This window comes from Pseudoalteromonas sp. S3776 (assembly GCF_005886915.1).
Classification (GTDB): domain Bacteria; phylum Pseudomonadota; class Gammaproteobacteria; order Enterobacterales; family Alteromonadaceae; genus Pseudoalteromonas.
The window spans coordinates 1-20288 of record NZ_PNCU01000027.1; the positions used below are offsets into that span (position 1 = coordinate 1).

At 41.8% G+C, this 20288-nt stretch carries 20 protein-coding genes; 9 read left to right on the forward strand and 11 right to left on the reverse strand.

The genetic code is table 11. The annotated features are described in order from the left end of the window. Positions 1-116: 116 nt before the first annotated feature. Complete coding sequence (locus CWC16_RS11600) at positions 117-1487, reverse strand: TIGR03503 family protein (protein WP_138541644.1); 1371 nt, start codon at positions 1485-1487, stop codon at positions 117-119. A gap of 8 nt (positions 1488-1495) precedes the next feature. Beyond that, positions 1496-2209, reverse strand: coding sequence for a DNA polymerase III subunit epsilon (gene dnaQ, locus CWC16_RS11605; protein WP_055013898.1), 714 nt, complete (start codon positions 2207-2209; stop codon positions 1496-1498). A gap of 68 nt (positions 2210-2277) precedes the next feature. Here dnaQ and rnhA point away from each other — a divergent pair, with 68 nt between their 5' ends. Continuing rightward, entirely contained in the window at positions 2278-2742 is a 465-nt protein-coding gene (rnhA, locus tag CWC16_RS11610; protein ID WP_138541645.1) for a ribonuclease HI, read from the forward strand. 78 nt (positions 2743-2820) lie between these two features. On the opposite strand, the gene CWC16_RS11615 is transcribed toward rnhA, so the two are convergent. Next, positions 2821-3597 carry a class I SAM-dependent methyltransferase gene (locus CWC16_RS11615; RefSeq protein ID WP_004585979.1) on the reverse strand — a complete coding sequence of 259 codons (777 nt, stop codon included), beginning with the start codon at positions 3595-3597 and terminating at the stop codon, positions 2821-2823. Between the two features lie 53 nt (positions 3598-3650). Between CWC16_RS11615 and gloB the strand changes: the two genes are divergently transcribed. Both gloB and CWC16_RS11625 read left to right on the forward strand, forming a co-directional pair. Beyond that, positions 3651-4424: a hydroxyacylglutathione hydrolase gene (gene gloB, locus CWC16_RS11620; RefSeq protein WP_138541646.1), complete on the forward strand. Its 774-nt coding sequence runs from the start codon at positions 3651-3653 to the stop codon at positions 4422-4424. Between the two features lie 184 nt (positions 4425-4608). Then, complete coding sequence (locus CWC16_RS11625; RefSeq protein WP_138541647.1) at positions 4609-6186, forward strand: lytic transglycosylase; 1578 nt, start codon at positions 4609-4611, stop codon at positions 6184-6186. A 142-nt stretch (positions 6187-6328) separates the two neighbouring features. Here the strand turns inward: CWC16_RS11625 and CWC16_RS11630 are convergent, their stop codons facing one another. Genes CWC16_RS11630 through CWC16_RS11640 form a run of 3 tightly spaced genes read right to left on the reverse strand, consistent with a single transcriptional unit; the run spans position 6329 to position 7855 of the window. Beyond that, positions 6329-6778 carry a flavodoxin gene (locus CWC16_RS11630; RefSeq protein ID WP_138541648.1) on the reverse strand — a complete coding sequence of 150 codons (450 nt, stop codon included), beginning with the start codon at positions 6776-6778 and terminating at the stop codon, positions 6329-6331. Beyond that, complete coding sequence (gene truC / locus CWC16_RS11635) at positions 6778-7542, reverse strand: tRNA pseudouridine(65) synthase TruC (protein WP_138541649.1); 765 nt, start codon at positions 7540-7542, stop codon at positions 6778-6780. The genes CWC16_RS11630 and truC overlap by 1 nt, the downstream gene beginning before the upstream one ends. Beyond that, positions 7535-7855: a YqcC family protein gene (locus tag CWC16_RS11640; RefSeq protein WP_138541650.1), complete on the reverse strand. Its 321-nt coding sequence runs from the start codon at positions 7853-7855 to the stop codon at positions 7535-7537. Before CWC16_RS11640 ends, truC begins: the two co-directional genes overlap by 8 nt. A gap of 105 nt (positions 7856-7960) precedes the next feature. On the opposite strand from CWC16_RS11640, the gene CWC16_RS11645 reads away from it, so the two are divergent. After that, positions 7961-8989: a DUF3549 family protein gene (locus CWC16_RS11645; RefSeq protein WP_138541651.1), complete on the forward strand. Its 1029-nt coding sequence runs from the start codon at positions 7961-7963 to the stop codon at positions 8987-8989. Continuing rightward, the gene (locus tag CWC16_RS11650) at positions 8989-9288 is read left to right on the forward strand and encodes a DUF3301 domain-containing protein (protein ID WP_004585972.1); all 300 of its coding nucleotides are present in this window, start codon (positions 8989-8991) and stop codon (positions 9286-9288) included. Before CWC16_RS11645 ends, CWC16_RS11650 begins: the two co-directional genes overlap by 1 nt. Before the next feature lie 741 nt (positions 9289-10029). Here the strand turns inward: CWC16_RS11650 and CWC16_RS11655 are convergent. Beyond that, complete coding sequence (locus CWC16_RS11655) at positions 10030-10674, reverse strand: GNAT family N-acetyltransferase (protein WP_138541652.1); 645 nt, start codon at positions 10672-10674, stop codon at positions 10030-10032. Between the two features lie 210 nt (positions 10675-10884). Here CWC16_RS11655 and CWC16_RS11660 point away from each other — a divergent pair, with 210 nt between their 5' ends. From CWC16_RS11660 to CWC16_RS11670, 3 genes are all read left to right on the forward strand, one after another. Next, positions 10885-11124: a DUF2789 domain-containing protein gene (locus tag CWC16_RS11660; protein ID WP_138541653.1), complete on the forward strand. Its 240-nt coding sequence runs from the start codon at positions 10885-10887 to the stop codon at positions 11122-11124. A gap of 109 nt (positions 11125-11233) precedes the next feature. Next, complete coding sequence (locus tag CWC16_RS11665; protein WP_004585969.1) at positions 11234-11497, forward strand: hypothetical protein; 264 nt, start codon at positions 11234-11236, stop codon at positions 11495-11497. A gap of 13 nt (positions 11498-11510) precedes the next feature. Then, positions 11511-12284 (forward strand): Zn-ribbon-containing protein, encoded by a 774-nt coding sequence (locus tag CWC16_RS11670; protein ID WP_055019239.1) that lies wholly within the window; start codon positions 11511-11513, stop codon positions 12282-12284. A 44-nt stretch (positions 12285-12328) separates the two neighbouring features. On the opposite strand, the gene syd is transcribed toward CWC16_RS11670, so the two are convergent. Further along, positions 12329-12868: a SecY-interacting protein gene (gene syd, locus CWC16_RS11675; RefSeq protein WP_138541654.1), complete on the reverse strand. Its 540-nt coding sequence runs from the start codon at positions 12866-12868 to the stop codon at positions 12329-12331. 59 nt (positions 12869-12927) lie between these two features. Here syd and queF point away from each other — a divergent pair, with 59 nt between their 5' ends. Further along, positions 12928-13773, forward strand: a complete 846-nt coding sequence (gene queF, locus CWC16_RS11680) for an NADPH-dependent 7-cyano-7-deazaguanine reductase QueF (RefSeq protein WP_138541655.1) — start codon at positions 12928-12930, stop codon at positions 13771-13773. 67 nt (positions 13774-13840) lie between these two features. On the opposite strand, the gene CWC16_RS11685 is transcribed toward queF, so the two are convergent. The 3 genes from CWC16_RS11685 to CWC16_RS11695 are packed head-to-tail and all read right to left on the reverse strand — an operon-like array spanning position 13841 to position 20119. Next, entirely contained in the window at positions 13841-14722 is an 882-nt protein-coding gene (locus CWC16_RS11685; protein ID WP_138541656.1) for a peptidylprolyl isomerase, read from the reverse strand. Positions 14723-14732: 10 nt separating this feature from the next. Beyond that, a complete protein-coding gene (tamB, locus tag CWC16_RS11690; RefSeq protein WP_138541657.1) occupies positions 14733-18416 on the reverse strand; it encodes an autotransporter assembly complex protein TamB in 3684 nt (1227 codons plus the stop codon). Next, the gene (locus CWC16_RS11695) at positions 18416-20119 is read right to left on the reverse strand and encodes an autotransporter assembly complex protein TamA (RefSeq protein ID WP_235576465.1); all 1704 of its coding nucleotides are present in this window, start codon (positions 20117-20119) and stop codon (positions 18416-18418) included. The genes tamB and CWC16_RS11695 overlap by 1 nt, the downstream gene beginning before the upstream one ends. Positions 20120-20288 lie beyond the last annotated feature (169 nt).

The following is a 20288-nucleotide window of genomic DNA, read 5'->3' on the forward strand; positions in this document are numbered from 1 at the left end:
CAACTGAACTACCACTCCGCATTTTCGTTTCTGCTTAGGTCTCCCTTTGCAGCGGCGTGAATAATACGAATCAGCCCCTACTTCGTCAAGGGCTTTTTTGTTTTTTTACAGGTTTTTTAGTCATCTGACATCGAAAGGTTTAAAATTTCACCTGATTTGTCACTTTTTGAGCCATTTTTGCCGACTTGATTTTTTTCTACCTCGGCATCGTGCTCACTGCCTACTTTCTTTTTGTTTAAAAAAGGGAGTTTAAAGTTAAATTTGATTGGCTTTTTCTGTACAAAAATACGAATTGCTAACCAGCCTAACAATAAAATGAGCAAATTACAGCCCGCGATTAAAATCACTAATGTAGAAGTGGCCATTTTTTCTTCAACGGGCTCTGTTTCCAAAGGGAGGTATTGATCAATCAGCGTAGCTGGGTCTATTTCGGGCACTGCTTCTATGGGTCTTTCTATCTCAAACTTGTACGTTGGTATTGTGGCCATAAACTCACGCCCGTTTATATTAGTACCAAAAACAGACAGTTCAACGCTGTATCTTCCCCAATCATAGTTTTTAATTGCCAGTTGTCGTGTATCACCCGCTTGCGCGTCAATCGTAAACATTTGCTCTTCATTGTTAGGGTAATAAATTTTCCCCTGTACAATAACGGTTTCGGGTTTAACTATGCGGCTATCTATATTAATAGTTAGCAAGTGCTCATCGGTATCAAGCTCTGCCAACGCTATTTCAGGTTTAAATGGCGGTTCATGCACAATAATAGGCTCTTGCACAATACGTCGTTGTAGTAAAGGAGTGGCTATGTAGAGCTCTGGCGTCCACTGCCCTGCTGGAAAGTCTAATTTAAATTCGCCAGTAAACACCCCATCTTTAGGACGCTCGTCAAAGCCGCGCCCATCGTCTTTAAATTCGGCAACTTCTTGAATGCCGGCACCAAAGTTTGCGTAGCTTTCATCGTTGGTGCTTACAAAGTCAACGTTAAGGCTTACCACATCTTTAAATAAGTTTGCATCGATAGGCTCATCATCATTTAAAATTTCGCCCGTTATTTTTATTGTCTCACCTCTAAACAGCATAGGGGGTAACGGCTGTGCTTTTAAAGACACCTCCCCCAAAACCACAATGCGGCTGTCGGGCAAAATACGGCCAATAACTTGCCATGGGCCCGCCATCGGTTTTTTTATGGTGATTAAATCGTAACTAAGCTCATCAAACCAATCAAGATTGGGATCTTTAACGGCGTTGGTGGCAAAGTATTTGCTGCCATCGGGCCTAACTAAAATAACCGCAGGCGACCCTGGCTTTCTAAAAAATAGTAAGGTTATTTCGTCTAATTGGCTGTCTATACGAAAACGGTTATCTAGCAGCGGTATTTCATTTTGTTGGCCGTCGCGTTTGAGCAGCTCTACTTGCTTAACGGCAAACGCACTGGCGCTAAAAAGCGAGGCGGCGCATAGTGCAGTTATAAAATACATCGTTTTCATAGTTGGCCTTATTCAGCGCGCCATAAACAGTGGCCGCCTTCTTTGTTTACAAGATCGAGTCGTGCTTCGTGTGCGCTTTGCTCTGCGTCGTTTGCGCGCAATACAACCAAAGGTGCTCGGTCACTACTTAAGCGCCTTATGCCGCCAGCTTGTTGCTCGCTGCCGTCGTCTTTATTTTGGTTTAAGTTTAGCTTGGTTTGCCCACCAGTCATGGCAAGGTAAACATCGGCTAAAATTTCAGAATCCAGTAACGCGCCGTGTAAGGTCCGTTTGGCGTTGTCTATGTCATAACGACGGCACAAAGCATCGAGGTTATTCTTTTGACCAGGATGCAAGTCACGCGCCATTTTAAGGGTGTCGAGAACTTGGCAGTACTCGTGCGTATTTGGATAGCCTTGGTTAAGCAGCGCAAACTCGTTATCCATGTGGCCCACATCGAACGGGGCGTTATGTATTACAAGCTCTGCACCTTTAATGTAATCAAAAAACTCTTGCGCTATATCGCGATAAAGTGGTTTGTCACGTAAAAACTCATTGGTAATACCGTGAACATCTATTGCTTCTTCTTCAATACTGCGCTGTGGGTTGATGTAAACATGAAAATTATTTCCGGTTAGACGCCTGTTTACTAATTCTACACACCCAATTTCTATTATGCGGTGCCCCTGTTTGGGGTCGATGCCGGTGGTTTCTGTATCTAAAACTATTTGTCTACGTGCCATATCGAATTTAGCCTGACTCTGGTATCTTTCTATAATCACTTTATTGTACATAATATCAAGGTAAAACAGTGCAAAAAACCGTAGAGATTTACACCGATGGCTCATGTTTAGGTAATCCGGGCCCGGGTGGTTATGGTATTTTTATGATTTATAACGGCCACGAAAAAAAATTAAGCCAAGGGTATAAGCTCACCACGAACAATCGCATGGAAATGCTCGCAGCCATTGTTGCCCTTGAATCACTTACCCGCCCTTGCACAGTTAACCTCACCACAGATAGCCAATATGTTAAGCAAGGCATTGAATCGTGGATTGCAAATTGGAAAAAGCGAGGCTGGCAAACATCAGCAAAAAAATCGGTTAAAAATGTCGATTTATGGAAACGCCTAGATAGCGCTTGCAGTGAGCACGCGGTTACATGGAAATGGGTCAAAGGGCATAGCGGACATAAATATAACGAAATAGTTGACGATTTAGCACGTGACGCAGCAAGCAGTAGTAATCTACTTGATGATGAAGGCTATCAGCCTTAACCCGTTAAAGCTTACGCACTTTTTAATGTCATGAACGTTAGGTTTATCTAGCCAATAAAAAAGTGCGTCTTACTTTCTTTAACTATTATTATTTTTTTGCTCACACTGCTTAAAGTGCTGTTTTGAGGTTTGCCTAAGCCCTGCCCCTTTTACGGGTGAAAACTGCGGCCTTGCATGCCACTTAGGTTTTATAGGCGTAAGCGGAGCTACGCGTTTTCGCGCCACCAGCATGTACACACTCCCCATAGGTTTTAAATACTGTTTGGCAAAACTGCGCCAAAATGCAAACCGCGAAAGTCTGTTACCACGCGCAAGAGATGAGTAAATAAAGCGCTCATCGCTAATAATTTCAAACCCCAATAAATTAAGCCAATCTTTTACCCGTGCAGGCGTAAAAAAACGCCCCGTCCACGGCAGTTTTTGGCCGCTAAAAGGCAACATTTGCGCCAATCCACATAAGCTAAACGGATTAAATCCGGTAATAACAATGTAACCACCGGGTATTAGCGTGCGGTGCGCCTCGCGTAATATGTGATGAGGGTCTGAGTGGTACTCTAAGCAGTGGCTTAAAATACACGCATCCACACTGTGCTCATAAAAAGGCAACTCGTCTATATCGGCTATCACACCTGTGTAAGGCCCCTCTTCGGCAACACATACTTGGTGCTTTATAGTGCTTACACTGGTATTAAGCTCGCCACTTAAATTCCCCAATTTAAGCATATGGTAGCCAAACATACGTGGCAGCCATTGATCCATTTTTTGTTCAATGTCAGCACGTAAATAGTCCCCATGAGGGAACTGCTGCCATGACAGCGGTTTGGGTCCTTCTTGAAAACTAAGGGCTGGTTTCATTTTTATAGCTCGTTATACTAGGTGTTATCTGTCACTTTATAGAGCAAATTAATATGGTGCAAGTTAAAGCAATTAAAGCCTTTTCTGACAATTACATTTGGTGTTTAACTACCCATAATAGCGACCTAGCATGGGTGGTTGACCCTGGCGACGCTCAGCCCGTTATGGCACATTTAGCAGAGCATAATTTACAACTTGGTGGTATTTTAATTACCCATCATCATAGCGATCATACCGGTGGCGTAGCCGAGCTTGTAAAACAGTTTCCAAGTATTGCCGTGTACGGCCCTATAAACAGTCCTTTTGCGGGAGTCACCAACACTCTGGTTGATGGCGATAGCATTGAGGTATTGGGTGTGCGTTTTAATATTATTACTACCCCAGGCCATACGCTTGATCACATTTGTTATACTCATGAAGAGTTGGCCTTTACAGGCGATACGCTTTTTAGTGGTGGCTGTGGGCGATTATTTGAAGGCACGCCAGAGCAAATGTGGCACTCGTTTAATAAACTGCGTGAGCTACCTAAAACCTGCAAAGTGTATTGCACCCATGAATACACACAAGCCAATTTAGCATTTGCAAAAGCCGTAGAGCCGCGTAACCCTGAACTACTCCAATACAGCGATAAAGTAGATGCACAGCGTGCTAACAACGAAATTACACTGCCAAGTACAATAGACCAAGAGCTAAAAGTTAATCCATTTATGCGCAGCGACCTACCGACAATTACAGAGTTAATTCCAAAAGAGTTTGTGTTGGTTACAAAAAACAATGAACCCTGGGAAAACTTTGCCAGTCTGAGACGATTCAAAGACAACTTTTAGTTAAGATATGTTGACCTGCTGTCATTAATTTTGCAGCATCGTGGTTAGGTATGACCTAGATAAAACCATTGGTTTAAAAATAGCGAATGGTTTTATCAACATGTTAAAGTTGGTCGTTAAGTGGCAATGTTGACTCATAACGGGTAGTATTCGCCGAGTTTTTTTACCTGATGTATTGGTATATATGAATAAATCTCCTCTATTAATTGCCTTGGCGCTTGCGCTAAGTGGTTGTCAAACTTTAACAACCGTAGATTCAGACGCACAAGCTGCTACCCAAGCAAATAAGCGCTTAGAAGGCGCAAGCCCTAACGATATTAACAATGCATTGATGGTAAACGCACAATATCAACACGTTGAACAGAGCGAAGACGCCCCCATTTTTGACGATGTGTGGGAGCGTATTCGCTACCAACTGTCTATTGAAGTACCGCAAAACCGCCCTGTTGTTACTGAGCGTAATTACTATGCACGTCATCAAGCTTATTTAGATCGCATTTCAAAACGCGCAGAACCTTACTTACACTTTATTGTTGAAGAAGTAGAAAAGCGCGAAATGCCTATCGAAATCGCGCTTTTACCTATTGTAGAGAGCGCGTTTGACCCATTTGGCTACTCTAATCGCAGTGCTTCGGGTATTTGGCAATTTATGCCAGCCACAGGCGAGCGTTTTGATTTAAAACAAAACTGGTGGTACGACGGCCGACGCGACATAGTGCAATCTACGCGTGCCGCTCTTGATTACTTATCGTATTTACACAAAACCCTTGAGGGCGATTGGTTAAACGCCATTGCGGCTTATAATTCAGGCGAAGGACGTTTAATGCGTGCGATTAAGAAAAATCGTAAAAAGCATTTACCCACCGACTTTTGGTCTTTGGATTTACCTAGCGAGACCACCGCGTACGTACCTAAGCTATTAGCGCTTGCCGATTTATTAAAACGCGCTGATGAGTTTAATGTAAAGTGGAAGCCGGTTATCAACGCGCAAGTTGTAGAAGTGGTTGATGTAGGCTCACAGATAGACTTAGCGCTGGCCGCTGATATGGCCGATATGACCCTGACTGAGCTATACAGGTTAAACCCTGGCTTTAATCGTTGGGCGACCGATCCTAACGGCCCGCACTTTTTATTGTTACCCAGCGATAAAGCTGAGCAGTTTAGCCAAAAGCTGGCACAAACCGATGTTAAAGACCGTTTACGCTGGCAACAATACACTGTGGCGCGCGGTGATAGCCTATCGGTTATTGCTAAAAAGTTTACCACCAGCACCAGTGCTATTCGCTCGCTTAATAAATTAAAGTCAAACACCATACGTATTGGCCAACAGTTATTGGTCCCCTTAACCGATGGGGCAATTAATAGCGAACATTTACCTAAGCAAATGCGTTTAGCCGCTAATAAAGCCACCCGTACAAAGCTGTCGCACACGGTTAAAAGTGGCGACACCCTGTGGGACATTAGTCGTGAATACGATGTCACCATGGATGAGCTGGCCTCGTGGAATAAACTGAAGAAAAACGCAGTGTTGCGCTTAAATCAAAAGCTCACTGTGTATAAATCAGCGAGTAAACCACAAGCAACTGCAAGTACTAATCGCACCATTACTTACAAAGTACGCCGTGGTGACTCGCTTGCTCGTATTGCGTCTAAGTTTAATTTAACCGTAAACGAAATTATTAAGTGGAATAACTTAGCCGGCCAAAAGTATTTACAACCAGGCCAAAAGTTAAAGCTTAAAGTAGACGTAAGAAGTAGCTAATTTATAAAGCTATAAAAGCAAAAAGGAGCGCATGCGCTCCTTTTTTAATACTTTAATTTAATAAGTCTGGCCTATTGCACGTAAATTCCACGCTAAAAATAGCTGTTAAAAATAAATTTACTATTCAAAGTTCAGGGTTAAATTAAGCAGGTAGCTTTTCAAGCCATGCTTTTAACCACGGCTCTGCTACAGGCCATGGCTCAAAGTCTTCACAGGCATCTATTTCTAAACGGTTTCCTACCGGCTTAGCCTGCAAGTCACGTAGTAGCTCATCAAAGCTGCGCCCTGCACCGCAAAACGTATCGCCGTAGCATCTATCGCCCATGGCTATAACACCAAATGGCTTATCTGTTAGCATCGGAAATGTGCTATTCATAGCAAAGTAGAGCCCTGCTAAATTGCTAGGTACATCGCCCTGCCCTGTGGTAGAGGTAACAATTAATATATGTGAGGCGTTTTTTATATCATCAAGTGAGGCCTCACTAATAACGCTCGCAGTGTGCCCCGCTTTTTCTATTGTATTTGCAACGTCGTAGCTTAAACGTTCTGCGCCGCCGTTAACGCTGCCTACAAAAATACTAATATGTGCCATTAATAATCCTTTTCTTGCTGTGGCCAACCTAGTTGCTTACATATACTAAGCATGTCTTCACCTAGTGGCGCTTTAATTACGATGGGTTTATGCGTATAAGGGTGCACAAAGCTAAGTTGCGTTGCAAATAACATTAACCGCCTAAGTGCAAAATGCTCCCTAAAAAATTGATTATGCTGATTATCACCATGATTTACATCACCAATAATAGGTATTGATAAATGATTAAGGTGGCGCCTAATCTGATGCTTTCGCCCAGTTTTTGGAAAACACTCTACGAGCGAGTAACGCACCGTGGGGTATTTACCAATAGGGATGGGTAGCGTGGCTTGATGCAGACAATTAAATTGCGTTTGCGCCGCTTGTGGCGCTTTATTTTGCGTAGCAAATTTGTCAGCTATTTTATCAAGCTCTTCTTTTAATGGTTTATCTAAAAATACCGATTCAGGTGCAAAACCACGTACAAGCGCTAAATAACGTTTTGTAATCGTGCCTTCAATAAAAAGCGTGTTCATGTCTCGGGCGGCTTCTGAGCTTAGCGCAAATAACAGCACACCTGATGTTGGTCTATCTAGCCTGTGCACCGGAAATACATGTTGCCCTAGTTGGTCGCGCAGCATCTGCATTGCAAACTGCGTTTCGTGTTTATCTAAAAAAGAGCGATGAACCAATAAGCCTGCGGGCTTATCTATGGCAACAAAATAGTCGTCTTGGTAAAGAATATTAAGCTCGCCGTACGCTATAGGTTCTCCCTTTTCAGTCATGGGGTTTACCTAAAAAAGCATCAAGCTCACTAAGTAACGCTATAATTTCGCCGCTGCCGGTTTTACCCACTAACGCCATTTCAGCCATGGGCGCAATAGCAAAATTTTGTGGTAATGGTTGGTTAAGCGTTATTAATTGCTGCATTTTTTCAATAAATACAAACTGTAACCACTGCTCAAATGCCATAGTATCGTGACAAAAAGGCACTTGAGATTGTAATTTATTTGCCTCTATTGGCGTGATTTGCCACAGCTTATGTTTTTTTAAAAGTGTGCTTAATTGGTTTAAATAAGCCTGCGTTTGTTGATACATAACCACTCTTCTTTTTACGTTATAGGGCAATTATACCCTGTTCCCTCAATGCCTGCTATGGCGTATAATTAAGGTAATTTTGCAGTAAAAACAATTGAGATAACGATGAGCGAACATATAGCGACACTAGGCCAACTTTTAGATGGCGCCGGTACACAATGGCGTGCTTTTGATATTGGCAGGCATATTACTAAGCTTGATAAAAAACAATTTTTAGCTATCGAGCAAGCGCAAGTTCCTTATCCTTATCCGCTTGCAGGGCATGCATGGCTGGCTATTCAATTTTGGGATAGCAAAGCAAGTAAAGAACCTTATGTGTGGTTTTTAAAATTTCCACTTGATGAGCAAAGTAAATTAGTGAGTGCGAGCCGCGATCATTTCGCTAATATGGTTATTGAGGCCCTAGGCAGCGAAATTACCGGCGAGCAAGCCGATGGTAAGCTAGACAATAACCCTTATGTGTTTACCCCTAATGCAAATAAATTAGCGGCTTTTAACGCCCAACTTAAAGTATTGTTAAAGCAGCCAGCCTCTAAATATTACGAGCATACGCAGCTGTACTTTAGTGGTGATTTAGGTTTTGATGATTGGCAAAGCGTTGCGCTACAAGGTATTGCCGATTTTGCACTGCGCCTAAATCACGACAACAACTTAGCAAACTTGCAAAACGCTTGGCCGCATTTACCACTTGAAGTATTACAGCCTTTGAGCGCTATGCTTGAACATGTAGAAATACCGCCATCACTCAGTGAGCTTTTAGTGGCCTCTGGCCACACAGCCATTGAAAATAACGATACAATTGCACTGACTGCCGCACTGCGCTCACTTTCAAAAGGCCAAGCGCAAGGGCTGTGTACACAACTAGTAGATGCTGCATTAAGCTCATCTCTTAGTACTGATTCAGATGTACTTTTAACAATTGCAGGGCGTTGTTTTGCTCAACTAGAAGAGCCTGAGCGCTTACATATTTTTATGGATAATTGTGCGCACCACCAGCAAATTGCCGAGCTATTTCCCAGTATATTTGCTGATTTAGTTGCAATACCCACTATACGCCCACACTTATTAGGCTTATTACGTAAAGAAAATCGCAGCGAAACGCTCGCTCGCGCAATTGGAAGGTTGTTCTCTTAATGGCTACTTTGTGGACGTTTATCGCTATTGGCGCTGTAATATACTTATTTTGGCTAAACCGAAAAGTAGCAGAAGCTGCTAACAGTCATGCTGCGCGCCAAGCTGAACAATTACAGGTTCAGTTAATGAGCGTAGCGTGCACAAAGCGCCGCTTTGGCATTTTAAAAAATGGCAAACCGGGGATCAAAAGCGAATTTATGTTTGAGTTTTCAAGTGATGGCGAAAATGCCTATCAAGGTATTTTAATTATGGAAAATGAAATGCTAAAAAGTGTTGTTGTGCCGCCACACAAAATTTAACGCTAATCGTTAAAACCGGTGGGGTTAAAGTGAAACCACTAAAATAAGTTAATACATAAAACTAAGGCGTAACAAAAGTTACGCCCCACTCTTACAGCATCCTGCTTGTTATCCTTGACCCAAAATCCGTATTATCATCCCCTGAACGAGTAAACAACCCTATTTACCCTCAACATTGCATCCTGCAAAATCCATAACCATCCTGGCTAACCCACGTAAACTAACGCTTGGCTACTTACTTTAGCATCATCCTTGGTCATCCTTTTAAGTAGCTCCTGCCACTTTAAATGCATCCTGCATTTTCCACTTGCCGCCTTGGCCATCCTGCGTAAACTAACGCTCCTGCTACTTCCTGTAGCCTCATCCGTAAATATCCTTAAGTAGTTCCAACTACTAAGCGCTTCATGCACTTCCTAGTTCGTCCTTGCGTCCTTTTTAACTTGTCCTTTATGCTTCCTGCTAGCATCTGCTATGTTGCCTATTCCGTATCCTTGGCCGTAGCTTAGTCATTAAGCTATGTCGTCTTGACACGTTAAATACTACGCGAGTTTGGGTTTCATCCTACTAGGTAAACTAAATTAATTTTGCGTAATATATATGAAAAAATATAAAAACCTATACAAAACAGAAACTTACCCTATTAAAGCTGCATTTATGAACGACCGTAACTGATAATGCGCACGTCAATGTAAGATATATCTCACGGGCATATGTCCGTAATGGCGCTTATCGCTTACCTGCCTATTTTGCATAAGGTTTAAAAAGAAGCTCTCCAGATACTTTATTAAAGGCAAGTGATTTATAGGTGCTAAATCCTTCTGATTTAAAAAACGTATTATGCTCTTGGCGTGTAACAAAAACGGCAAGCCCTTTGGCTCCTGTGTTTTTAGTTGCTAAATCATCCAAGCCTCGCAACAGGTAACGCCCAAGCCCGTGGCCTTGCACGTGCGGGTCTACCGCAATAAACGCTAAATAGTAGTAATCGCCAATCTCATTGAGCGCAGCGCGTATTGTTTGCTCTTTTTCTATTAGTTGGTTGGTTTGCAAATACCCTGCACTGAGCATTAACTTTAAGCGCCAATGCCAATAACGCTCTGGTTGTAATTGGCTGCTTGACTCAAATACACACGCGACCGCTTTTAATTTATCATCGCGGTACAAGCCTATTAATGGCAGCTTTTCTTGCCAAAAAGCACTGAGTTCTTCGCGTATCACTGAGCGTAATTTTTTCTCGTAGGCAGCCATATTATGTTGATCATAACCTAATAAATTTTGCAGTAGCGGATCATCATGATAGGCCTGATAGATTAAACTCCCTGCCGTGCTTATATCTTCAGGGGCGAGGTATTGTACGCTTAATGTGTGCTCATTAGAGGTGACTGTCATTGTTTATCCTTTTTGCTTTTCTACCCTCAACGTTGCCAGTTGTTTACCGCATGTAAGATGGTTGGTAATTGTATGGCGAAAATGTTTATCTATACTACACGTTAACTATATACCTAAAGCAAAAATACCGTCAATTCAGCGAGAGTTTAACTAGCAAAGCCTATAGTCTGGCTCTAAGCTTGGTTTAATTTAATCAGATGGAGTAATAATATGGATACGACAAAACACGATATGAAAACGTTGTTTGCACAATTGGGTTTACCTAGCTCAGAGCAACAGATTGACGATTTTATTGCTTCTCACTCACTAGAAGACACAACGCTTTTACAACATGCTCCTTTTTGGGATGAAGCACAGCAGCATTTTTTAGCAGAATCGCTAGCAGAAGATGGCGCGTGGAGCGAAATAATTGATGAACTTGATGTGAGGCTTCGCCAAGAAGGTAAGTAATCCCCCCCTCTACTTATACCAAGGCTTTATGCGCCTTGGTATTGTTGCTACTATAGCACCCGCGCAACAAACACTTGCTGCGCATATATATTAAAGAGTTACAAATCTAATGAATGCAGTTGTATTTGATGCAATTAAAGTCCTTCTTGATGAAGGCAAAACCCCTACTGTTGCCCTAACTAAAAGCCGTTTAGCACAACCTGTGCCTATGCCGGTTATTATTGCCGCAGTAAGCCAATATAAAAATAATCCTGATTCAATTCATAATTTAATGAAAAACCCTGAGCAGAGCATCGTTGAGCCTAAAACATCTCAACTCGATCGCATTGAGAAAAAACTCGATAGGTTGCTAGCCCTGTTAGAGCAAAAATAATTTGAGACTATAAATGTTCGTTGTTGATTTAACGTTTGACTGCTACCAAGACACTACCCTAGAACACGCCGAGCAAGCCATTAACCGGTTAGTTAATGCACTGCGTTTTAACGGCCAAATTATGGGGGAAGAATTCCCAACTGTACTAAAAGATGGCTACTTTATTACCCGTGTAATGTGCCCCACCGAAGACGCCATGCACCCATTAAATAATAGCCCTTTTGTAAAACACAGTATTGAGAAGCTACACAGTGCTGGTTTGCTTGCCCCTAAAATAAAAGTGATTGGTCAAGACATTCACTCAAACGGTGCCGATACCTGTAAATCGCCCTCAAGCTATATTTTATACACAACCTATGTGCATACCTGTAGCCCACTGTATTGTGGTGATGACTTTTTACCTGTGCCATTGTTTACTATTCCCGCCATTGCAAATGGGGACTATAAAACACTCATAAAATGGCAAGAAGATTGGCAAGCCTGCGATCAAATACAAATTAATGGCGCTACGCGGTGTGAATTTCCCGCGCTTGAAGAAATATCAAGCACAAAAAGTGACTTATATCGCCGCGGTAAAGACATTGCTAAACGTATCCGCTTTTTAACTCAAAAACCGGTTTATTATTATTTATACCGTGTAGGTGGTGTCGATAAAGCCTCAGAGCTTGAGCGTAAATGCCCTAGCTGCAATAGTGAGTGGAAACTGCCAGAGCCGTGGTTTGGGTTATTTGACTTTAGATGTGAGCCATGCGGGTTGGTATCTAATGTTTCGTGGGATTTTCAGTAACAAACTAATACGTGCCAGTAGTGAGTTAAACTGGCACCTACTTTTTACACTGTTAACGCTTTTAAAAATGATTCTATATTGGGTGCAAGTACATGATGCGGCTTTTTACCCACATACTCTAAACATACCTCACCGGTATTTACCTGCACGGTAACCAGTAGGTCATCTTGCTCAGTTAAACCAATGAATAGGGTTTCTGGCTGCTTTAACTTTCGTTTCATTAAGACATGGCCAGTAATATTTTGTTGCAGCAGGTCAAAATCATCTTTATTCCACGCTTGTAATAACTCAACACGGTGGCCTTCTATACTGGCTAAAATACTGCCGCCATACATGTGCCCATAAAACTCATCAAACCCTGCAGGGAAGCTCAGCTCAAGTGCGTTAGCTAAATCTGATAACGAACCTGCGGGAGATTGCAAAGCACTTTTCCATTGAATATTGCCTTGGGCGTCTACTTCGCCAAATTCACACGGGCTAGGCCATTGCTCATCGTGTGCCATAAGCGGGTATTTAGCGGTGTTTTTAACGGTTTTTTCACAAAATTGTGTGTGAAGTTGGGCCATTTGCATTGCAACAGACATACTGCGAAACTCATTTAAATTAGATATAATCTATCTATTGTAACTATTTAAGAGCAAACATGACAGATTACAGCAATTCTCCAGATCTCAAAGGTAGTGTGTTAGGGCAGTCTACTGAATACGTAGATGCATATTCGCCTAGCTTACTTTTTCCTATTGCCCGCAAGTTAAATCGTGATGCTTTAAATATTGACGAAGCCGAGTTGCCCTTTAAAGGCCAAGATATTTGGACAGGTTATGAGCTTTCGTGGTTAAACGCTAAAGGTAAACCACAGGTTGCCGTGGCTTTATTTACTTTTGCGTGCCAAAGCAGCCATATTATTGAATCTAAGTCGTTTAAACTTTACTTAAATAGCTTTAATCAAACCCGCTTTGAAAGTATTGAGGTAGTAAGACAGCATTTAATTGAAGACTTATCAAATGCGGTAAATAGCGATGTAGCGGTAACTTTATACGCACCTGATGAGTATAACTGCTTACCTTGCACGCCATTACCTGGGCAATGTATTGACGATTTAGATATTGAAATAGATAACTACGATATTGACGCCTACTCACTTAAATCAAAAAGTGACACCCAAGTAACTGAGACCCTGCACAGCCATTTACTTAAATCTAACTGCTTAATTACCTCGCAGCCTGATTGGGCCAGTATAATTATTCGCTACACTGGTGAGCAAATATGCCATGAGGCACTCTTGCGCTATTTAATTTCATTTAGAACGCACAATGAGTTCCATGAGCAATGTGTAGAGCGTATTTATAGTGATTTAACCACGCAGCTAAATATTAAAGAGCTTGAGGTCTATGCGCGTTATACACGCCGCGGTGGGCTAGATATAAATCCGTATCGTTCAACGCACTATAACGATACGCCGTTTGCGGTAAAAATTAATCGCCAGTAATACCAATCGACTTAAATATCACTATAAAAAAAGGAGCCTAAGCTCCTTTTTTTATACACGTTATATGCTAATTAATGCGCTTAGTCGGAATAGGCATTGCGCACACATCAACATAGTTATGGGCGTGCACAAACCAAGGTTCGGTACGATTTTTTCGCGCCTCAATCAGCTCCCTAAATGATTGTGAGTCTGTGTTCATAACACTAAAGGTGCTTTTATCACTTTTAATATCAGCTAACACCTCAATGTTTGTAATTGGGTTAAATGGCGTATTAGGAACAGGCTTACGCTGTAAACGATTAAAGTGATCCATACCTTCAAGCACTCTACCAAATACAGTAATATTTTTATCAAGGTAGCGCGGACCTTGCCCAATGGTGACAAAGAATTCCGTGCTTGCACTGTTTATCTCATTGCCACGCGCCATGGCAAACACGCCGTGGCAATGTACCTGCCAAGTTTGTGTGTTAGTAGCATTTTGTGCGACGGCAAAACCGTTTAAAAACCCCGTTACAGGCGCGTACCCATCACCTTGCAGCTCTGTAATTTTAAGCGGCTGTGTGGTGGTATGGTAAAACTCCGCTGGCACCGTTTTATTAGCCGTTTTAATTGGTTTGTTGCCTGAGCTGTCGCCACCTTGTGCTACAAACCCTTCAACAAAACGATAAACACGGGTATTTTTGTAAAAGCCTTCTCGTGCAAGTTGTTTTATGTGCGCAGTATGTTTAGCTGCAAGCTGCGGGTTAAGCTCAACATAAGCCGCCCCTGTAGGTAGCGTAATTTTTAAAATATTTTGCTTGTCTACATTTCGCCATTCGTGCGCTTTAGCCTGCTTTATTACCTCGCCTGCGCTACGTGTTGGGGTTTGTTGAGTACTCGCGTATTGCTCTGTGTGTTGGGCACAGCCAGTTAATCCTGTTATTAGTGCTGCTAAATATAATCCTTTCATATAATTCTATTTAATCCCAATCAAACTTATAGAGTAAATCAACATTTTGATTTAAACCACTGGTGATCTCTACATAAAATTGCGAAAGCAGCTGATAACGAATAGCGACCTCGCTGAGCGAGTCAAACACCCCTACGCTGTATTTAACTTGTAAGCTAGGCGCTACATAGCCCGATATTTCAAGTTTAGTGTTATCGCCAGAGCCCGTCGAACTTAAGCTTACATCAGATAAACCAATGGTTTCGCCAACTTTAGATACAACGCCTTCACTGCGGCTCACCCCTTGTGAGAGCAATAACTGAGTAAGCATGGCGTCGCTTGAACTGTCACCCTCGCCTAACGGCTGCCCATTGAGTAAATAAGCAAGCGCTTGTGCTTGATCCATTGCCGGCTCAGAAAACACTTTTAAGGTAGGTTGCTCAACGTTACCAGTAAGCGTAACACCTGCCACAACACCGTTTGCTGTAGTATCTGGATTACGTATGGCTTTAATATTTAAAAACGGTTGCTCAATTGAGCCACTGAACCCTATTTGCCCAGTACTAATAATTAAATCTTGGCCAAAAGCTAAATACGTTCCATCGATTAAATTGAGCTCGCCGGTGGCAATTATAGGGGCCCCTTGGCTCATTTTGATGGCCAAATCTCCCGCTATTTTAGACTCAAGGCCAAACGATTCTATTTTCACATCGTTTTTAACAATGACTTTTAAATTTACATCGTAGTCAAATGGCACGTTTTCTGATTTTTCCGTTTGCTGATCAACAATAATCTCATCGTCGCTCACTTGAACGGCGCCCTCTGGCAGCTCTTCAATCATTACTCTGCCATAAGGTACAATCACTTCGCCCGACAGCTTTAATGCATTATTTGCCAGTCCAATGGTTAAATCAGGCGATACTTTAAACGTAACACCTTGCTGTGCACGCACAAAAAACTGCTCGCCATTAACGCTTACGTTTACCTCAGGCTGTGCGCTTTCCCAATCTACATCGCCAGTTAAGTTTATTTTACCACCTTGGCTGTCGTTTAAATTACCTTTAATTGTGGCGGTAGTTTTATCAAATAAAATGTTTATATTAGATTTTTGCAATACTATAGGTAACTGCTCACCTTCTAAATTGATATCACTAACATTTAGCTCACCTTTTAATAGTGGGTCTTGTAATGTGCCAGCAATAGCCACATTACCGGTTACATCCCCTTTTAATTGCTCAAGAGTCTCTAAAAATGGATGTAAGTCTGATAGCAAAATTTTGTCTATATCGATGTTACCGTTTAATGTTTGCTGATTTTGAATATCATCAATATTAATTTGGGTGGTTATTTTACCCAGCACACTTGAGTCTAAATCTGCTTCTAGTTTACCTGTTTGAGAGTCAGTATAGGCACTGATTTTTAGCGTTTCTATAGGCAACCTAAACCGGTCTTCCTCTGAGGTAAGAACCGCAACAAGTTCGTGCGAATTTAAATTAGCCCGTAGTGTTTTTAAAGCGCCCTCGCTCCAATTTGCAGCAAAGTCGCCGCTTATATCGCCTCGCGTACGCATGTTATCTGGTAAAAAATGTTTTAGCTCTTCAAGCGCTAAATTGCTCAAGGTGGCATTAAATTGGCCCAAGTTTTTGGTTTGCGCAAGAGTGTTAATGCATAGCTCACTTTTGTTTGAGCGCCAACAATGCGCACTCACATCAAAGTCGCTGGTTTGAGTATTAAACATCACTGCAATTTTTTTACTATTACTAAAACTAAGCTTTTTATCACTTAGCGTTATGTTACTGAGCGAGCCATTCCACACGGCATTATTTAGCTTACCGGTTACTTCAAGTTCAGCAGCCCCTTGCTCTGCATCTACAGCGACAACCATTTGGTGATCGGTTTTATCGCCAGAGGCTGTTAGCTCAACGCGATTAATGATCTCATCAGCAACCTTTGCTGAGCCTACGTTTAAGCTCACATCGGTTTGCCAGTCTGCGGCGGTATCGAGCTGGCCTTTGAGGGCGAGTTTGTTAACGTTTATATCGTTATAGATAAAGTTGTCGAGTAATAACGATAAATCAACGGCAGGGGTTAAACGCTGGCCTCTAATTTTTAAATCGGCCTTACCATTTGCTACAAATGGCAGGTTCGTTTGCTCACTTCCTGTGAGTGTTACTTTTCCGTCGACCTGCCAGGTGTCGTCTACTTGCCCGCTCAAGGTTAATTTATTAGGCCCGCTACTCAAATACAGGCTGTCTATGTTGGCTTTAAGCGTATTATTAAGTGTAAAGTTTGAGGCAAATTCAAGCGGTGTTTGGTTAAGTGTTCCTGTAAGCTGCGTATTATCCATTTGCAATTGCCAGTTTTGCCCTTCGCTATTAAAGCGCCCCTCTAGCTGACCAGAAATATCACTTGTAACGGTATCTGTTAAATACTGTGCTTTTAAACTATTTAACGAACCAGAAAATTCGGCCTGTATGCCATTTTGCCAATTAACGTTACCATTGAATATTGCACTACTGTCGTTTGCTTTTAGGCTTAAAGTGCTTAGCTGTGCTTGGCTAAGCGAGCCGTTTAATTGCGTATTTAATACAACAGCTGGATAGGCACCTAGCTGGCTATCCGCTTTTAAACTTAGCGTATAATCATCTGCATTACCCGAGGCTGATAAATCAACATGACTTACTTTTAGCTCATTACTTTGCGCATCAATCAGCCATTGTTCTACTTTACCGGTAAGTTCAAATGGATAATTTTTTTGTTTTAAATTAGCCGTTGCCGTTAAATTCAATGGGTATTGGCCGGATGTATTTAACTTTATATTTAAATCAGATAGATCACCACTTAATGCTAGATTAGCTTGATGTAAGTCGCTATTTAAGGCTATTTCACCCTTTATCGGCAAGTTCCCGGTAAGTTCACTGCTCAACTGCGTATTTAATTGCCATTGTTGATACTGCGCGCTAAGGGTTTGTAAGTTAACTTTTTCATCTTCTACATTTAGTGCAAGCGCTATGTTTTCAATTGTATGTGTTTGCTCAGCTTGTTCAATACCCACTTTTTTTACGTCAAACTGCTCTACCCGTAAATTAAGGGGCGATGTAAATTCTATATCTGGTAACGCGGGTAGCGCTGTTAGCGCCTGGCTTTGCTGAACCGTTGCCTGTTTGGATGAGGTGGGTTGCTCTTTAAGCTTTACCAGTACATCGCTAATAGTCAGGCTTTTTACTGCTAAGGTTGCATCTTCCGCTTTCGCTGCAAGGGTAAAGTTATTTACGGTTACATCAGCACTGGAATGGTTTAATACAAATTCGTTTATTGCTATATTTTGTACTGCAATATTAAAGGGAAACGTAATTTTAGCTAATGGCTCTGAGGCGCTCTCTTGTGTAGCTTCGGGCGCATTGGCAAGAGCAAGCTTGACTGACCGCGCACTTACATTTTCAATACATAAGCCATCGCACTGCCACCAAAATAAATCTATTTTAAGCTGCTGTGCTTTAAAATCTGTACTTTGGTTTTTAAAGCTCACATTAAACGGGTTGTTATATAAAAAGCGCCCTTTTTCAATCTCAATATGTAAGCCGTCCACCATTTTATTTGAACTATAAGCAATAAATTGATTACCGGGCGCCGTAAATAACAAACAAAATATAATAACGGCAAGCGTGATTAAAATGCCGATGACAGCGGCGGATATTTTTTTAAATACTGACATTAAATTTCTGGCCCTATGGTAATGCTTAAACGTGTACTTTTACTTTCTTTAGTCAGCCCCCATGCATGATCTACTTTTACGGGGCCTATGGGCGTTAAATAACGAAAGCCAAAGCCTGCGCCCACTTCAAAGTCATCCGAAAAGTCATTTGTGGCGGTACCACCATCTACAAATATCGCTGCGCGCCAGTTTTGCGCAAATTGGTAGTTGTACTCAATCGTACTAGTTAGTAAGTATTTACCTCCAATTAAGTCACCGTCTTCATCTTCAGGAGAAATAGACTGATAAGCAAAACCACGTACACTTTGGTCACCACCGGCATAAAAACGCAATGAGTAAGGTACATTTTCAATATTATCGACCAGCATTGCGCCAACGTTTGCTTTTAAAAAAACTAAGTGTTTATCTAAATAAGTTCGTAGCCACGCATGCTGCAGCTGCACACGGACCAAGTTTGTGGTTGAAAGTACATCGTCTAAACCAAACTCTGCCGAAATTAACCACTGCTCCCCCCAATAAGGCGTTGTGCCCCCTTTTGTTTTTTTACGGGCATAGCTAATACCTGGCATTAGCATTTCGGTGCTTTCTTCAGGTTCATCACCAATGCGGTATGTTTCTTGGTCGCGGCGTAAAAATGCCGTGCGTACCCATTTATCTTCAGTTAACCATTGGCGCTGTAATTGTCCGGTCAGTATTTCACTGTAAATATCATCGGCAAGTTCATCTTCTAATTTGTAACCTACTGAAAACCTCCATAAATCGTCGTTCGGGTCATCGACTGGAATGGTGTAGGCCATAGAAATATCTTGCTGTTTCTCAGCTACATTTAAATTGCTTTCGAGATAATGCCCGTCATCGGTTATCCACGGTTTACTCCATTTAAAGCGCACTTTTGGACCCAGCTCGGTATTAAAGCCGCCACCCACTTCGTAGCTATTAGCGGGTTTGTGCAGCACGTCAATATTAATCGGTACTTGCCCGTTGGCCCTTGCTGGTATATCGGCATAAATACGCACGCTTGAAAAATACGGCGTGCTTGAAAGTTCAAGGTTATAATCAGCAATCTGTGTGGCTTTATAAGCTTGACCTTGGGTAAAAGGCGCAAGTGAGCGAATGTATTTTTCTGCGGGCGTGTCTTTTGCGATGATAATATCGCCATAGGCGTAGCGCACGCCTGTGTCTATACTAAATGTGATAACGGCACTGTTTTTTTGCACTGATACAGCAAGCTTTCGAACTGGCCATTTAGCATCGAAATAGCCTAGTTCTAATAGCATCGACTCTATTTTTTTATGGGCTGAGTCGTACTTGCCATGATTAAGTACATCGCCTTGGGTTAAATTTAAATTTTTAATAACATTTTGTAATTGCGAGTCGCTTTTCCCCTCACCATTGAGCGTTATATTAATTGCTTCAATGCGAGTGGCAGGTCCGCGTTCTATTTGGACGATAAGCTCTTTATCGTCTTTATCAAACTCAATGTCTATCGTTGGGTTATAATACCCCAGCGCTTTAATACTGCTTTGTACTTGCTTTTTGGCGTAGCGACGCAAGGTTCTTGTAGGCTTTTCACCAACTAGTTGCTTTAAATATAGCTCAACGTTACTTTCTAACTCGCCACTGATCCCTTTAATTTCGTAATCTTCAATTACCCTTTGCTCAGCGCTGACTTGAGTGCTTATGAAAAAAACGAAAAAAAACACAAAACGTAATAACTGTTTGAACAAGTAAATATCCTTACTTTTTATTCTTTAAATTTAACCTTGGATGAGTTGCATACTAACATAGCCATAATGAGCAACACATTAACTTAATCGTACTATTGCACCAAATTTTGCTCGTTTTTAACGTTAAAATTAATACGCTTTAAAG

What these genes read in the sequence shown, in the direction of transcription:
- CWC16_RS11600 (WP_138541644.1), bottom strand. Translation starts at nt 1,487, where the DNA reads ATGAAAACGATGTATTTTATAACTGCACTATGCGCCGCCTCGCTTTTT.
- dnaQ (WP_055013898.1), bottom strand. Translation starts at nt 2,209, where the DNA reads ATGGCACGTAGACAAATAGTTTTAGATACAGAAACCACCGGCATCGAC.
- CWC16_RS11615 (WP_004585979.1), bottom strand. Translation starts at nt 3,597, where the DNA reads ATGAAACCAGCCCTTAGTTTTCAAGAAGGACCCAAACCGCTGTCATGG.
- gloB (WP_138541646.1), top strand. Translation starts at nt 3,651, where the DNA reads ATGGTGCAAGTTAAAGCAATTAAAGCCTTTTCTGACAATTACATTTGG.
- CWC16_RS11625 (WP_138541647.1), top strand. Translation starts at nt 4,609, where the DNA reads ATGAATAAATCTCCTCTATTAATTGCCTTGGCGCTTGCGCTAAGTGGT.
- CWC16_RS11630 (WP_138541648.1), bottom strand. Translation starts at nt 6,778, where the DNA reads ATGGCACATATTAGTATTTTTGTAGGCAGCGTTAACGGCGGCGCAGAA.
- truC (WP_138541649.1), bottom strand. Translation starts at nt 7,542, where the DNA reads ATGACTGAAAAGGGAGAACCTATAGCGTACGGCGAGCTTAATATTCTT.
- CWC16_RS11640 (WP_138541650.1), bottom strand. Translation starts at nt 7,855, where the DNA reads ATGTATCAACAAACGCAGGCTTATTTAAACCAATTAAGCACACTTTTA.
- CWC16_RS11645 (WP_138541651.1), top strand. Translation starts at nt 7,961, where the DNA reads ATGAGCGAACATATAGCGACACTAGGCCAACTTTTAGATGGCGCCGGT.
- CWC16_RS11650 (WP_004585972.1), top strand. Translation starts at nt 8,989, where the DNA reads ATGGCTACTTTGTGGACGTTTATCGCTATTGGCGCTGTAATATACTTA.
- CWC16_RS11655 (WP_138541652.1), bottom strand. Translation starts at nt 10,674, where the DNA reads ATGACAGTCACCTCTAATGAGCACACATTAAGCGTACAATACCTCGCC.
- CWC16_RS11660 (WP_138541653.1), top strand. Translation starts at nt 10,885, where the DNA reads ATGGATACGACAAAACACGATATGAAAACGTTGTTTGCACAATTGGGT.
- CWC16_RS11665 (WP_004585969.1), top strand. Translation starts at nt 11,234, where the DNA reads ATGAATGCAGTTGTATTTGATGCAATTAAAGTCCTTCTTGATGAAGGC.
- CWC16_RS11670 (WP_055019239.1), top strand. Translation starts at nt 11,511, where the DNA reads ATGTTCGTTGTTGATTTAACGTTTGACTGCTACCAAGACACTACCCTA.
- syd (WP_138541654.1), bottom strand. Translation starts at nt 12,868, where the DNA reads ATGTCTGTTGCAATGCAAATGGCCCAACTTCACACACAATTTTGTGAA.
- queF (WP_138541655.1), top strand. Translation starts at nt 12,928, where the DNA reads ATGACAGATTACAGCAATTCTCCAGATCTCAAAGGTAGTGTGTTAGGG.
- CWC16_RS11685 (WP_138541656.1), bottom strand. Translation starts at nt 14,722, where the DNA reads ATGAAAGGATTATATTTAGCAGCACTAATAACAGGATTAACTGGCTGT.
- tamB (WP_138541657.1), bottom strand. Translation starts at nt 18,416, where the DNA reads ATGTCAGTATTTAAAAAAATATCCGCCGCTGTCATCGGCATTTTAATC.